Annotated in this window: 13 protein-coding genes; 11 read left to right on the top strand and 2 right to left on the bottom strand. The window is 72.4% G+C overall.

From position 1 onward, the window contains the following. Positions 1-14: 14 nt before the first annotated feature. Positions 15-1,709 (bottom strand): hypothetical protein, encoded by a 1,695-nt coding sequence (locus AB0I03_RS23330; RefSeq protein ID WP_360416214.1) that lies wholly within the window; start codon positions 1,707-1,709, stop codon positions 15-17. Between the two features lie 147 nt (positions 1,710-1,856). Here AB0I03_RS23330 and AB0I03_RS23335 point away from each other — a divergent pair, with 147 nt between their 5' ends. Both AB0I03_RS23335 and AB0I03_RS23340 read left to right on the top strand, forming a co-directional pair. Beyond that, a complete protein-coding gene (locus AB0I03_RS23335; protein ID WP_360416216.1) occupies positions 1,857-2,183 on the top strand; it encodes a hypothetical protein in 327 nt (108 codons plus the stop codon). Positions 2,184-2,191: 8 nt separating this feature from the next. Further along, positions 2,192-3,586: a hypothetical protein gene (locus tag AB0I03_RS23340; RefSeq protein WP_360416218.1), complete on the top strand. Its 1,395-nt coding sequence runs from the start codon at positions 2,192-2,194 to the stop codon at positions 3,584-3,586. Between the two features lie 265 nt (positions 3,587-3,851). On the opposite strand, the gene AB0I03_RS23345 is transcribed toward AB0I03_RS23340, so the two are convergent. Continuing rightward, on the bottom strand, positions 3,852-4,544 hold the full coding sequence (locus AB0I03_RS23345; RefSeq protein WP_360416220.1) for a hypothetical protein: 693 nt from the start codon (positions 4,542-4,544) through the stop codon (positions 3,852-3,854). Between the two features lie 115 nt (positions 4,545-4,659). Between AB0I03_RS23345 and AB0I03_RS23350 the strand changes: the two genes are divergently transcribed. From AB0I03_RS23350 to AB0I03_RS23390, 9 genes are all read left to right on the top strand, one after another. Continuing rightward, entirely contained in the window at positions 4,660-7,071 is a 2,412-nt protein-coding gene (locus tag AB0I03_RS23350) for a BTAD domain-containing putative transcriptional regulator (RefSeq protein WP_360416222.1), read from the top strand. A gap of 188 nt (positions 7,072-7,259) precedes the next feature. Then, the gene (locus tag AB0I03_RS23355; RefSeq protein WP_360416224.1) at positions 7,260-7,625 is read left to right on the top strand and encodes a GntR family transcriptional regulator; all 366 of its coding nucleotides are present in this window, start codon (positions 7,260-7,262) and stop codon (positions 7,623-7,625) included. Further along, the gene (locus AB0I03_RS23360; RefSeq protein WP_360416226.1) at positions 7,622-8,497 is read left to right on the top strand and encodes an ABC transporter ATP-binding protein; all 876 of its coding nucleotides are present in this window, start codon (positions 7,622-7,624) and stop codon (positions 8,495-8,497) included. Before AB0I03_RS23355 ends, AB0I03_RS23360 begins: the two co-directional genes overlap by 4 nt. 2 nt (positions 8,498-8,499) lie before the next feature. Next, a complete protein-coding gene (locus AB0I03_RS23365; protein ID WP_360416228.1) occupies positions 8,500-9,258 on the top strand; it encodes a hypothetical protein in 759 nt (252 codons plus the stop codon). A gap of 2 nt (positions 9,259-9,260) precedes the next feature. Continuing rightward, positions 9,261-9,944 (top strand): hypothetical protein, encoded by a 684-nt coding sequence (locus AB0I03_RS23370; RefSeq protein ID WP_360416230.1) that lies wholly within the window; start codon positions 9,261-9,263, stop codon positions 9,942-9,944. A 2-nt stretch (positions 9,945-9,946) separates the two neighbouring features. Next, complete coding sequence (locus AB0I03_RS23375) at positions 9,947-10,651, top strand: hypothetical protein (protein WP_360416232.1); 705 nt, start codon at positions 9,947-9,949, stop codon at positions 10,649-10,651. Between the two features lie 246 nt (positions 10,652-10,897). Next, positions 10,898-11,449 carry a peptide deformylase gene (def, locus tag AB0I03_RS23380; RefSeq protein ID WP_360416441.1) on the top strand — a complete coding sequence of 184 codons (552 nt, stop codon included), beginning with the start codon at positions 10,898-10,900 and terminating at the stop codon, positions 11,447-11,449. Next, positions 11,446-12,369 carry a methionyl-tRNA formyltransferase gene (gene fmt / locus AB0I03_RS23385; protein WP_360416234.1) on the top strand — a complete coding sequence of 308 codons (924 nt, stop codon included), beginning with the start codon at positions 11,446-11,448 and terminating at the stop codon, positions 12,367-12,369. Before def ends, fmt begins: the two co-directional genes overlap by 4 nt. Further along, positions 12,366-13,742, top strand: a complete 1,377-nt coding sequence (locus tag AB0I03_RS23390; RefSeq protein ID WP_360416236.1) for a transcription antitermination factor NusB — start codon at positions 12,366-12,368, stop codon at positions 13,740-13,742. The genes fmt and AB0I03_RS23390 overlap by 4 nt, the downstream gene beginning before the upstream one ends. Positions 13,743-13,753 lie beyond the last annotated feature (11 nt).

The raw sequence follows: 13,753 nt of genomic DNA on the forward strand, positions 1-13,753 counted from the left end.
CGCGCCACTCCTCGCTAGTTGTACGGATCGTCGCCGGGCCTGACGTAGCCCCAGGCGAAATCGGTCTCCCGGAACGTCAGGTCCTCTTCCTCCGGCTCTTCGTCCTCTTCGGACTTACCTTGCCTCTTGCGGGTCTCGGCCGACTGCTGCTGTTGCTGCGGCGCGCCGCCGATCATCGCGGTCCTGGACCCGCCCGCGCCGCCGCCCGAACCGCCCGCAGGCGCCGCACCCGGCGACCCCGGCGCGGTGAACGCGCCCGGCATCGTGCCCCCGAAGGCCCCGCCCGCCACCGCACCGCCGGCCGGCGCGGTCGCGCCGCCCGGCACCGAGCCGAAGCCGCCGCCCATGCCGCCGCCGAACCCGCCGCCGACACCCCCGCTCGCGAGGCCGCCGGCGACCTCGCCGTCCTCGGCCCCCGCGGTCTCCCAAGGGTTCGCGCTCGCCTCGGCCTCGGCCGCGGACTCCGTGGACGCCACGGAACCGTCGCCGCCGGGCGGCACCGGAGTCGGGTCCTGGGTCGTCTGCGGCGGCACCGGCGGCGCCGGCTGCTCCATCGCGGGCGACTCGAGGTCCATATAGGCCGTGTCCGCGCTGGCCGGGTACGGCCGGTCGGCACCGGCCGTGCGCAGCGACGCCAGCTGCTCGCTCTGGCCCGAGCGCTTCTCGCCGATCGACTCGTCGATCGCCGCCTGCCGCTCGGCGTACGCCGCCAGCTCCGCGGTGATGCGCGAACCGAAGCTCGACTTCGCCTCCTCGCCCGCCGCCACCCGCGCCTCGGAGACCACCGCACCCACCGCAGTGGAGGACGTCTCGCCCGCCTTCTGCTCGATGAACGACCGCACCTCCGCCGCCAGACCCGGATCGGCCCCGCCCAGTTCGAGCGCCTTCTCGGCCTCCTCGCAGGTCATCTGGATGCAGTCGCCGTGCCACCACGCGGGCCGCACATGGATCGCCACCAGATTCGTCCACTCGCCGTCGGCGCCGACCAGCGGCGCGGGGTAAGGGATCTCGCCCGAGTCGCCGCCCTGGAGCGTGTAGATCGCCTCCTCGCGGTGCTTGAGCTCCTGCGCCGCCGCCTCGATGTCGTCGAGTACGCCCTCCAGCAGCGCGCGGGCCTGGTCGGTCTGGTCGGCGAACGCGTCGAAGTCCATTCCGGCCCAACCGGTCGAAAGCGCCGTGAGCTTCGACTTCAGCTGCGCGGGCCAGTCCCCGATGACGGCGGCCACTTCCTCGTTCCAGCCGGTGCGCAAGCGCTGCAGCGAGAACGAGTCCGGGTCGATGGGGCGCACCGCGCTCACCGCCGCCCGGAAATCGTCCTCCGTCGGGTACGACATGCCCTCGCAGAACGGCTTGAACCGGCCCAGCTGGCCCTCGACCGGGACCGCCGAAGCCAGCTGCTCCCAATCGGTCTCGGCCGGATGCGCGACCGGGTGCGGGCACGCGCCCGCCGTGCAGCCGGCGCGCTCGGCCCCGGTCGTCTCGAGGGCCGCGGTGTCGCCGAACGCGATCGTGGAGCTCGCGGTCGCCGTCTCCATCTCGGTGTAGGCCGTGCCGTCGTAGGCGGCGAACGCGGTGTCGTCGTACGCCAGGCCCGCCTCCTCGTACGCGATCCCCGCGTCCGCCCCCGAATCGGCCTCGAAGACCGTCACGAACTCCGACCCCGCATCGCCGCTGGGGGCCGAGCCCTCGATGAACCCGCCGTCGCTCATGCCGTGCACCTCCCTGGATTCGCTTCGCCCCCATGGAAGACCGCTCCGCACTGGAATCGCCACGACTTCGCTCTAGCCGCGGCGGGACGGGTCCGTGGCGGCGGGAGGCACATTGCAGGGGTAGCGCCGAACGGATGGAGGAGCAGCGTGGACGAGGTGTACATGGAAGTGGAGCAGGTGCGCGGCGGCGGCGGCGACCTGCAGTCGCTCGCGCCGAAGGCCAAGCTGGCCTCCGACCGGGTGCAGGCGCCCGCCGCGACCGCCGCGTCGAGCAACAGCGGCTTCATCACCGGCGACGCCGGCGTGCAGTGGCACGGCAGGTTCGACGCCGTCACGGCGGGCGTCGAACGCCGCGTCGACTGGCAGGGCGCGCAGGTGACCACAAGCGCCGACGAACTCGAATCCTGCGACCAGGAGGTGCGCGGCAAGTTCCGCGCGATCGAACGCCGCATCCCCGCCCGCCGCGAGCAGTAGGAGGAGCCATGCCCGCATACGAGGAGGCGCTGGCGGCCCAGCCCGCCGCGTTCGTCGACTGCGCCGCAGCGATGAGCGCCGCCGGGAACGACCTGACCGAGCACCGGGGCGAGTACGACACGACGGTCACGACGATCAACGACGGCTGGCACGACACGGCGAACACCGCGTTCAACGATGACGTGGACCTCGTGGACGAGCACGTGGACCAGGTCGTCGCGAAGGTCGGCGACGCCGCCGAAGTGCTGAGCACCGGCGGCTCGGCGATGGTCTCGCAGGTGGAGCAGTTGAAGGCCGTCGACGCGGCCTACAAGGGCGCGGGGTTCGTCGTGCAGCCCGCGCCGAAGGTCGAGCTGGGGCCGGCGCACTGGGCGGCGATCGCCGCCGCCGGGCCGTTCGGGCCCGTGCTGCAGGCCGTGTTCCAGGCCCGCGCCGACGAGGGCACGATGCGGCTCACGACCGGCCTGGCCGTGCTGACCGCGACCGATGTGGCGACCGGGACCTCGCTGACCGCCGCCGCCGAGGCGCTGCAGCCCTTGGAGGACAAGGGCCCCGGCGCCACCGACTGCCTGCCCGTGGAGGACGACGGCACCGACGGGAACCTCGAGAAGGAGGAGCGGCAGACGGACGTCAAGGCCCAGAAGGACACCGAGAAGGACACTGAGAAGGACTCCGGCAAGGACGACTCGGGCGAGGACGAGGACGAGAAGAGCGACGACAAGGACAAAGAGGACCAGGACAAGGACCAGGGCAAGGACGACCAGGACAAGGACCCAGAGCAGCCCGGTGACCAGCAGCCGCAGCCTGAAGTCCCGCAACCGGACCGCGAGCGGCCCGAGAACGAGGTCCCCGGGTTCGAGCCGCCGGACCCGGTGGGTCCCGAGGTGCCCGACTTCACGACCGACCCGATCGTGCCCGGCGGCCCTGACCTCGGCGACCCTTGGAAGCCCACTGAACTCGAGGATGCCGAGGTGCCCTCCGGCGGTCTCGCCTCAGGCGGCGGTGGCGGCGGCATCGGCGGCGGTGGCCCCGGCTCGTCCGGCGTCCCCTCCGGCACTTCGGGCACCGGTTCGGGCGGCCCTTTGGGGTTTGTCGGCACCCCTGCGGGCGGCACACCCGCGGGCGCTCCCGCAGGCGGCAGGCCCGGCCTCGGCGGCGGCCTGGTCGGCGCGCCCGGCGCGCGCGGGCCGGTGAACGGCGACGAGGAGTACGAGCGCGAGTCGTTCCTGACCGAGGACCCGGAGGACGACGTGTGGGGGATCGGCACCGACGAAGGCAACCCCTACGTCGACTACCAGGAGGAGCAAGCGCAGCAGTCCGACCTGCCGACGCTCGCCCCCGTGGAGGAACTGCCCCCGTTCGCCCTCCCGGGCTTCGACCTGCCCGAGCCCGGAAAGTCCTGAGGTTCGCGCCCGCGGGTGTCGCGGTGCTGCGCGGGTGCGGCCACCCGCTCCCGCGGCGGCGGGCCTCGGCGATCGCGTCCGAGGCGACCGAGCACCCGCTCGTCCCGATCGGATGCGGCTGCAGGGATCGAGGACCGGATCGATCGCGGGCGTCCTGCGGAGGAGCGCACGGGCGTCACCGGCGAAAGCAGTCGGGCATCGCCGCTCAGCCCGAACGGCGCCGGCCCGTCATCCGCTTCGGATGACGGGCCGTTTCGCGTGCGCGCTACCGGGACGTGGCCTGGAACAGCGCGGTGAGGCGGTCGGATGCGCGCCGCTGCGCCAGCGCGATCGCCGCCGAGACCGCGGCGGAGAGCTCCTCGTGGTCGGCGTCGACCGTGGCGTTCGGGACCAGGAACCGGAACGCGGTCAGCCGCCCCGCGAAGGTCACCTCGGCCTCGCACAGGTCGTCGTCGGTGGCCTGGCTGGTGAACCGCTCAGGGGAGCGCCCGATCCACTCCCGCAGGTCCGCCGAGCGCGCGTCGGGCTGGCACCTCGCGAGCAGGTCTGCAGCGGTGCGCTCGGCGCGCATCACGTGCTCGGCACGGGCCGCTTCGGCCGCGTCCCAAGCGGTCTGGACGGTCTTGGCGACGGCGCGGCCGCTCATCCGATCCACTGTGGGGCTCAACGCGAGCGACCCGAGCCGCCCGGTGTAGTCCAACCGCAGCCAGACCACCCGGCCGGGGTCGGTGCCGTCGAACCCGGCGCTCATCAGCTGCGCGGCGAGGGCACCCGCCTTCGCCGCGGCCTGCGCCGCGTCCGCGTACCGCTCGCGCGTGGGCGCGGCTTCCAAGGCCCGCAGGGCGTTGTCGCGCGCCGGTCCCTCGGGCAGCCGGCCGGCCGCGGTGTACGCCGCCCGCAGGCGGTCCTCGTAGTCGTCAGGGATCACACTGCCGTCAGGGATCGCATTTCGGTCCATAAGGGATGCCTCCTCGGCCGGTTCGTCGTCTTCGCATCCTCGCCCCGTCCGCCACGGATCCGCTCTCGAATCGCCATGCCTCAGGGCGGCACCGGCGTCGCACCTTTGTGGGACAATGGAGCTCCCTCGAACCGCGGTGCTGAAAGCGACGACCATGACCCTCGACGTGCGCCTGCTCGGACCCCTCGAAGTCCGCGTCGACGGGCGTCCCGTGTCCTTCCCGCGAGGCAACGCCACCACGATCCTGGCACTGCTGCTCGACGACGCGGGCCGCGTGATCCCCATGAGCGGCCTCGTGTCCGGCGTCTACGGCGACGACCTCCCGCTCGATCCGGAAGCCCAGATCCAGAACACCGTCGGCGTCCTGCGCCGCCAGCTCGGTTCGGCCCGCGACCGCATCGAGACCGTGGGCCGCGCCTACCGCTGCCGCATTGCCGAGACCGAACTCGACATCTTGCGCTGCAAAGCGAAGGAAGCGCAGGCCCGCGCGCTCCGCCGCGAAGGCAAGAGCGACGAGGCCGCGGCCGTCCTGCGCGAGGCCCTCGCCGAATGGCGCGGCCCCGCACTCGCCGACCTGCCCGGGCGCGCCGCCGGGGCCATCGGCCGCCGCCTCGACGAATACCGGCTCACCCTCCTCGAGCAGCGCATCGACGCCGACATCGACTCCGGCCGCGCCCCGGCCGCCGTCGAGGAGCTGCGGCAGGTCCTCGCCGTCCACGACTCCCGACAGCGCCTCGTCGGCCTCCTCATGCGCGCCCTCCACGCCTGCGGGCGCACCGCCGAGGCCCTCGACGCCTTCGCCGCCTTGAAGGAGCGGCTCGCCGACGCCCTCGGGGCCGACCCCAACCGCGAACTCGTCGAACTGCACACCGCGATCCTGCGCGACCAGCCCGCCGAACCCGCCCCGGTCGAACCGCTCGAACCGATCGCCGCCGCGGCGGTCCCGGCGATGCTGCCGCGCACCACGCGCCGTTTCACCGGGCGCGAGAACGAGATCCGGGCCCTTGACCGGTTCCTCATGGACGCCGGTGCCGAGGCCGGGCTGGCCGCCGTCACCGGGATGGGCGGGGTCGGCAAGACCGCGCTCGCCGTCTCCTGGGCGCACCGCGTCGCCCACCGGTTCCCCGACGGGCAGTTGTACTTCAACCTGCGCGGCTTCGACCCGTCCGCGCCCGGCGCCCGCCCTGAGGACGTGCTCGGCGAAGCGCTCAGCGCACTCGGCGTCTCGGCCGCGCGGCTCCCGTCCGGACTCGACGAACGCGCCGGCCTCTACCGCACGATCCTCGCCCAGCGGCGGGTCCTCATCGTGCTCGACAACGCCCGCGACGCCGCCCATGTGCGCCCGCTGTTGACTACCGCGCCCGGCTCGTTCACGATCGTGACCAGCCGCGACCGGCTCACCGGCCTCGACATGAGCGACGGCGCCGAGGTCGTGCACCTCGGCCTGCTCTCCGAGGCCGACTCCGAGGCGCTGCTGGCGCGGCGGCTCGGCCCCGAGCGCGCCGCCGACGACCAGGCGGCCGTCCACCGCATCGCCGCCGCCTGCGGGCGGCTCCCGCTGGCGCTCACCCTGGTCGGCTGCTGGTCCGCCGCCGATCCCGCGCTCACCCTCAACTCGCTCGCCGACCGGCTCGCCAGCACCGGCAACCTCCTCAACGTGCTCGTCTCCACCGACCACGCCTCCGACCCGCGCGCGGTCTTCGACAGCTCCTACCAGCTGCTGGGGGAGCGCGACGCCCTCGCGTTCTGCCTCTTCGGCCTCCACCCGGGACCCTCGCTCACCCCGGCCGCGCTCGCCAGCCTCATGGGCGCGCCGCTGGCCGAGGCCCGCGCCGCATTGGCGGCGCTCGCGCAGATCAACCTCGTCGACCGCTTCCCCGGCGGCCGCTTCGGGGTCCACGGGCTCATGCGCGACTACGCCGCCGAATGCTTCGTGGACGAAGTGCTCGAAGCCGAGCGCCGCGCCGCCGCCCGGCGGATGCTCGAGCACTACCTCGTCGCCGCCCACCGGGCCGACCGGCACGCCAGCCACCGCTTCGACCCCGGACCGCCGGCCCCGGGCGTCTTCGTCGAGCTCGTCGTCGACGCCCCGACCTGGTTCTCCGCGGAGCACGCGGTGCTCCAAGGGCTGCTGCACGTCGACGCCGGCTTCGCCGCCGACCTGCGGGTCTGGCAGCTCGGCTGGCTCCTCGCCGAGCGCTCGCTCGACCGTCCCGACACGCTCCTCGCGGTCCAGACCGCCGCGCTGGCCGCGGCGCGGCGGCGCGGCGACGCGTTCGAGCAGGCGGTCTCGCTGGGCTACCTGGGGATCGCCCACCACGCCCTCGGCGATGCGGACGCCGCCCGCGCCTGCGTCGAGGGCGCGGTGCGGTTCGCCGAACGCGACGGCCGCACCTGGACCCGCGGCTTCGCCACGTACGCCGAGGCCGCCGCCTCCGGGCGCGAGCGCGAGGCCCAGACCCTCCGCGCCCGCCTCGCGTCCCTCGCCGTGGACAGCCGCGGTCCGGCCGCACCGCGCATCGCGTAACGCTCGAATCCGGCCGAAGGCCAAGCACCCCAACACTGCTCACCTCCGAGTCCGACTCCCGCAGCCGGGCCCGCGATGGTTCGCGGCTGCTCGTGTCGACGCGCGTCGGCAGTACGTGCTATGGTTCATTAGTCAAGTAATGAACCTATGGACCAACGAACCATTCGCTCTACACCGAAGGAGGCGAGATGTTCGATGACGGCACACCGATCTACCGGCAGATCGCCGATCAGATCAAGGCCGAGATCATGAACGGCTCGCTCGAACCGGGAGGCAAGGTCATGTCGACCAACCAGTACGCCGCCTTCTACCAGATCAACCCCGCCACCGCGCAGAAGGCGTTCCGGGAGCTGGTCGACGAAGGCGTCCTCTACAAGCAGCGCGGCGTCGGCATGTTCGTCGCCGAGGACGCCCGCGAGCGGCTCGCCGCCGACTTCCGCGAGCGGTTCTTCGAGCGCGTGCTCGCCCCCCTCGTCCAAGAGGCCCGCCAGGCCGGGATCTCGCTCACCGACATCATCGACTACCTCGAAGCACAGGAAGGCGCCCGCAAATGAGCTTCTCCGCCACCCTCCGCGACGTCACACTGAAGTACCGCGACTCCGACGCCCTCGCCGACGTCGACCTCGAACTCGAAGCCGGCAAGATCTACGGCCTGCTCGGACGCAACGGGGCCGGCAAGACCAGCCTCCTCAGCCTCCTGGCCGCGTTCCGCAAGCCCACCAGCGGCGAGATCCTCGTCGGCGGCGAGCCCGTGTGGGAGAACGCCGGGATCGTCTCCCGCGTCGCCCTCATCCGCGAAGGCGGCGACTTCGACGACTCCGACACGGTCAAGTCCGCCATCGAGACCGGCCAGATCCGGCCCGGCTTCGACACCGCCTACGCCCTCAAGCTCGCCGAGCGCTTCGAACTCCCGCTCAAGAAGAAGGTCCGCGAGCTCTCCCGCGGCAAGCGCTCGATCCTCGCCGCGGTGTGCGGCCTCGCCGCCCGCGCCGAGCTCACCATGTTCGACGAGGTCCACCTCGGCATGGACGCCCCCACCCGGGACGCGTTCTACAAGGAGCTCCTCGCCGAGTACATGGACCGGCCCCACACCGTCATCCTCTCCACCCACCTCATCGACGAGGTCGCCAACTACCTCGAAGAGGTCGTCATCCTCGACAAGGGACGCATCCTGCGCCACGAGGAGGTCGAGGTCTTCCAGAACATGGGCGCCACCCTCACCGGCCCCGCCGCCGCCGTCGACGAGATCGCCGCCGGCCTCGAGATCCTCGCCGAACAGCAGCTCGGCGGCACCAAGAGCACCACCGTCGCCGCCTTCGAGGCCGGCACGCGCGAGCGCGCCGCCGCCGCCGGGCTCGAGATCGGCCCGGTCGGCCTCCAGGACCTCTTCATCCACCTCACCGAACCGAACCGGAACGGAGCCTGACGATGCCCTCCCTCGAGAACCTCACGCTCCCCAACCGGCAATTCGCCCTCGGCCTCGGCATCGCCGGGGAGGGCCTGAAGTACTTCAAGTACTGGATCGTCGCGGCCGTCGTGCTCGCCTTCCTCGGGCCGCTCGCGCTCTCGCAGACCACCGAGATCGACCTCTCGACCTGGTTCTACACCGCGAACATCGGCAAGTGGTTCACCGCGTTCGTCGCCGGCGGCTTCCTCTACGCCCTGGTGCCCAACATGATCGCCGCAGGCCTCACCCGCCGCGAGCTCAGCGTCGCCATGGGCCTCTTCGGCCTCCTGTGGTCAGTCGCCCTCGGCGCGCTCGTCTTCGCCGGTCTCCTCGCCGAACGCGCCTTCTACGACGCCATGGGCTGGACCCAGGGCGTCCAGACGGGCGACACCATCTCCGCGCTCGGCTCCTGGAGCGACACCGCCGTCTTCGCCGCGGTCTACCCGCTCATGTACCTCGCGTACTTCGCCGCCGGGGCCGTGATCGGCGCCGCCGCCTACCGCTGGGAGGGCAGCGGCTGGCTGCTCCTGGTCCCGATCCTCCCGGTCGTCTTCAGCCTCGACAACGCGCTCTACGACACCGAGCCGTTCGGCCCCGGCTGGATGGGCTTCCTCGGCGGCTTCATGGACGAATGGGGCCGCGTCCCCATCCTCATCGGCGTCGTCGCCGTGGCGGCCGTCCTCGGGCTCGCCGCCCGCCAGATCCTCATCGACATCCCGCTGCGCTCCAAGAAGGCCTGACCATGGAAACCCGACTCGCCAAGCGCCGCTACCGGTTCGGCTGGCGCCTCTTCACCGGCGCCACCATCTGGCTCAAGTGGTGGCTCCTCACCGGGATCGTGCTGGTCCCCGCCGTCTCCGCAGTGCTCGCCGACGTGATCGAGAGCGGACTGTGGTCCATCGCCGCCGCCGTCCTCCAGTGGTTCGCCGCCGGCACCGCCGGCATGCTGCTCTTCGGGAACCTCGCCGTCTGGATCTCGCGCGGCTGCACCCGCCGCGAGATCACCACCGCCTTCATCGTCTTCGGCGCACTGACCACCGTGAGCCTCGCGGCGTACCTGACCCTCGGCTTCGTCGCCGAGCACGCCGTGATGGGACTCGTGGCCGAACCGCCGACAAGCCTCGGCGTCGCCCTCGGCTCCGGCGTCCGCTACCTCGCCATCACCCCGGTGTACTTCTTCGCCGGCGGCCTCATCGGCGCCCTCGCCGCACGCTACAGCGGCAGCAGCGGATTCACCGCCGCCGTCCTCCTCGGCTCCGGCGGGCTCTACGCCGCGACCCTCTACCTCGAGTTCAACGACGCATGGTTCGACCCGGGCTGGTCCACAGCGGCCTCGGCCGCCGCCGCCGTCATCGTCGCCATCGCCCTGGCCGCCGGATGCGCCGCCGCTCTGCGGTCCATCCCGATCCGAGCAAAGCAGGCCTGACCATGGACACCGCTCTCGCCCAACGCAAGTACCGGCTCGGCCTGCGATGGTCCGCCGAGGTCGGCCGGACCTTCGGCCTCTGGGCCCTGATCGCCCTCGCGGCACTGCAACTCGCCCAGATCGGATTCCGCCTCGCCATCGGCTTCGAAGGCGACTACACCTACTACCTCCTCCGCTACGCGCCGTTCGTCCTCACCGCCGTCGGCTGGGTCTACCTCTTCAAGGCCTTCCCGCGCGCCATAGCCACCGGCATGACCCGCAAAGAGCTCTTCGTCGCGTTCGCAGTCTTCAGCGCGGTCGTCATCGCCGGAAGCGTCGCCTTCATCGAACTGGTCAAGCTCTGCCACAACCTCATCGGCCCCGGAGACCTCGGCCGCCTCGACCTCGGCGGCGCTGCCCTGCTCGAAACCCTGATCCGCACGGCCGTCTACTTCAGCGCCGGGGCCGCCGCCGGCGCCGTCATGGCCCGCTTCAACGGCCGAACCCTCGGCGCGGTACTCGCCGGGGTCGTCATCGGGGTGCTGATCTTCCGACCGATCCCCTTCCAACTGCTGTTCACCGAGTTCGCACAGGGCAAGGTCTTCGAAGTCGAGTTCCCCGGCAGTGAGGAGCTGCTGGCCCCGATGGACGCCGTCCTCACCGTCGTGTTCGTCCTCATCGTGTGGCTCACGCTCGCCCGAGCGCCGATGCCCCACAAAAAGGCCTGAACCATGGGACTCCTCAGCATCGCCGTGCCCTTCCCCGTGGTCGTCCTCCTCGTGTGCACCACCGCCTGCCTCGTCGCCGCCCTCATGCTCGCCGCCGACCGCGCCGCAGAGGCCCGCACCGCCGCGGGCCCGGCCGGGGCGCGGCGGCCCCGACCCGCACCACACCGGGCGCGGACCCCTCACGCAGCGCGTGCGGCGGGTGGGACACTGGTAGACGGCCAGTACACGCATCGGAAGGTCAGCACATTGTCGATCCAGCCCATCCGCATCTTCGGCGACCCGGTCCTGCGCACCGCCGCCGAGGACGTCGACACCTTCGACAAGGAACTGCGGGGCCTCGTGAAGGACCTGCTCGACACCATGCGCGACGAAGGCGGCGCCGGGCTCGCCGCGCCGCAGCTCGGCGTGAGCAAGCGCGTGTTCTCCTTCGACGTCGACGACGTCATCGGCCACATCGTCAACCCCGTGCTCGAGTTCCCCGACGAAGAGGAGCAGGACGGCCCCGAAGGCTGCCTCTCCCTCCCCGGCCTCTACTTCGACACGATCCGCCGCCAGAACGTGGTCGCCAAGGGCTTCAACGAGTACGGCGACCCCCTCCAGATCGTCGGCACCGGCCTCATGGCCCGCTGCCTGCAGCACGAGACCGACCACCTCGACGGCATCATCTTCATCGACCGCCTCGACTCCGACCGCCGCAAGGCCGCAATGGCCGAGATCCAGTCCCAGGACTGGTACAACGAAGACGTCAAAGTGAAAGTCACCCCCCACGACTCCAAGGGTGTGTTCTTCAAACGATGAGGATCGTCTTCGCCGGGACCCCGGAGGTCGCCCTGCCGACCCTCGCGGCCCTCCACGCGTCCGACCACGACGTCGTGGCCGTGCTGACCCGCCCCGACGCGCGCACCGGACGCGGCCGCAAGGTCTCCCGCTCGCCCGTCGCCGCCTGGGCCGACGAGCACGGCGTCGAAGTGCTCACCCCCGCCAAACCGCGCGAACCCGAGTTCCTCGAGCGCCTGCGCGAACTCGACGCCGACATCGTGCCCGTAGTCGCCTACGGCGCGCTCGTGCCGCCCGCCGCGCTCGCGATCCCGCGCCTCGGCTGGATCAACCTGCACTTCTCGCTGCTGCCCGCCTGGCGCGGCGCCGCCCCCGTGCAGCACGCCGTGCTCAACGGCGACGAAATGACCGGCGCCTGCGTCTTCCAACTCGAGGAAGGCCTCGACACCGGGCCCGTCTACGGCCGCCTCACCGAGCCCATCGCGCCCACCGACACCGCCGGCGACCTCCTCGGCCGCCTCGCCGTCGCCGGAGCCCGCCTCACCGTCGACGTCGTCGACGCCCTTGAGGCCGGCGTCATCACCGGCGAACCGCAGCCTGACGACGGCGTCTCCTACGCCCCCAAGATCGCCGTCGACGACGCCCGCGTCCGCTGGACCGACCCGGCCTTCGCCGTCGACCGCCGCATCCGCGCCGTCACCCCCGCCCCCGGGGCCTGGACCGACTTCGAAGGCCAGCGCCTGCGCCTCGGCCCCGTCCGCCCCGACCCCGAAGGCCCGCGCCTCGCCCCCGGCGCGATCAGTATCGCCAAGCACCACGTCCATGTCGGCACCGCCACCGACCCGGTCCTCCTCGACCAGGTCCAGCCCGCCGGGAAGAAACCCATGGACGCCGCCGCATGGGGCCGCGGCCTCCAGACCGAGAGCCCGGTGTTCACATGAGCGACAAGCGAAACCGCCGACGAGAGCCCGAGAGCGACCGGCCCAAGGTGAACCCGCGCCGCGTCGCCTTCGACGCGATCAACGCCGTTACCGCCGACAACGCCTACGCCAACCTCGTGCTCCCGCGGATGCTCGCCGAGACCGACAACTCCGGCCGCGACGCCGCCCTCGCCACCGAGCTCACCTACGGCACGCTCCGCAGCCTGGGCACCCTCGAAGCGATCCTCGCCGCCGCCTCCGGCCGCGAGATCCGCCAGCTCCAGCAGGACCTCGTCGACGCCCTCTGCCTGGGCGCCTACCAGCTCCTGTACATGCGCGTCCCCGCGCACGCGGCCGTCGCCACCACCGTCAGCCTCGTCAAGGCCGCCGTGTCGCCGCGCGTCTCCGGGCTCGCGAACGCCGTGCTGCGCAAGGTCGCCGCGAAGGACCTCGAGCAGTGGACCGATGAACTCGCCACCGGCGACCGCCTCCACGACCTCTCCCTGCGCTACTCGCACCCGCAGTGGATCTCCAGCGAGTTCGAATCGGTGCTCGGCCCCGAGGAGCTGCCGCCCGCGCTGGCGGCGGACAACGTGGCCCCGCCGGTGCACCTGTGCGCCAAGCCCGGCCGCATCACCAAGGGCGACCTGTCGCGCGAGACGCGCGGCGGGGTGCACGGCCAGTGGTCGCCGTACGCGGTGTACCTGCCCAGCGGCGACCCGGGCCGGGTGCGGGCCGTCGCCACCGGGCTCGCGCACGTCCAGGACGAGGGCAGCCAGCTGGTCGCCGTCCAGCTCGCGGAGGCGCCGCTCGACGGCCCGGACCGGTCGTGGATCGACCTGTGCGCCGGGCCCGGCGGCAAGACCGGCCTGCTCGGTGCGATCGCCGCCGGTCGTGAGGCCGCTGTGGACGCGGTCGAGATCCAGTCGCACCGCGCCGAACTCGTCGCCAAGGCCGCGCGCGACCTGCCCGTCACCGTCCACACCGGCGACGGGCGCACCTTCGGGAAGGCCGGCAGCGCCGACCGCGTGCTCGTGGACGCCCCGTGCTCGGGCCTCGGCGCGCTGCGCCGCCGCCCTGAGGCGCGGTGGCGCAAGCAGCGCAGCGACATCGACGACCTGGTGCTCCTGCAGCGCGAACTGCTCGCTTCGGGCCTGCGCCTGGCGCGGCCGGGCGGCCTCGTCGCGTACGTGGTGTGCTCGCCCGTGACCGCCGAGACCGAAGCGGTGGTCGAGGCCGTCCTCAAGGACGGGGGAGCGGAGCTCGTCCGTCCCGAGTGGCTCCTCACGCGCGTGCCCGGTGCCGAGCGCGGTGAGTTCGCGCAGCTGTGGCCGCACCGCCACGGCACTGACGCGATGTTCCTGGCGCTGCTGCGCAAGACCGGCAACCGATAGCGTCCCAGCTC

This window comes from Glycomyces sp. NPDC021274, assembly GCF_040641195.1.
In the GTDB taxonomy this organism is placed as follows: Bacteria; Actinomycetota; Actinomycetes; order Mycobacteriales; family Micromonosporaceae; genus Glycomyces.

Bases quoted from the DNA above. Each gene is read 5' to 3' on its own strand.
- AB0I03_RS23340 (WP_360416218.1), top strand. From the start codon at position 2,192: ATGCCCGCATACGAGGAGGCGCTGGCGGCCCAGCCCGCCGCGTTCGTC.
- AB0I03_RS23370 (WP_360416230.1), top strand. From the start codon at position 9,261: ATGGAAACCCGACTCGCCAAGCGCCGCTACCGGTTCGGCTGGCGCCTC.
- fmt (WP_360416234.1), top strand. From the start codon at position 11,446: ATGAGGATCGTCTTCGCCGGGACCCCGGAGGTCGCCCTGCCGACCCTC.
- AB0I03_RS23345 (WP_360416220.1), bottom strand. From the start codon at position 4,544: ATGGACCGAAATGCGATCCCTGACGGCAGTGTGATCCCTGACGACTAC.
- AB0I03_RS23390 (WP_360416236.1), top strand. From the start codon at position 12,366: ATGAGCGACAAGCGAAACCGCCGACGAGAGCCCGAGAGCGACCGGCCC.
- AB0I03_RS23365 (WP_360416228.1), top strand. From the start codon at position 8,500: ATGCCCTCCCTCGAGAACCTCACGCTCCCCAACCGGCAATTCGCCCTC.
- AB0I03_RS23330 (WP_360416214.1), bottom strand. From the start codon at position 1,709: ATGAGCGACGGCGGGTTCATCGAGGGCTCGGCCCCCAGCGGCGATGCG.
- AB0I03_RS23355 (WP_360416224.1), top strand. From the start codon at position 7,260: ATGTTCGATGACGGCACACCGATCTACCGGCAGATCGCCGATCAGATC.
- AB0I03_RS23350 (WP_360416222.1), top strand. From the start codon at position 4,660: ATGGAGCTCCCTCGAACCGCGGTGCTGAAAGCGACGACCATGACCCTC.
- AB0I03_RS23375 (WP_360416232.1), top strand. From the start codon at position 9,947: ATGGACACCGCTCTCGCCCAACGCAAGTACCGGCTCGGCCTGCGATGG.
- AB0I03_RS23360 (WP_360416226.1), top strand. From the start codon at position 7,622: ATGAGCTTCTCCGCCACCCTCCGCGACGTCACACTGAAGTACCGCGAC.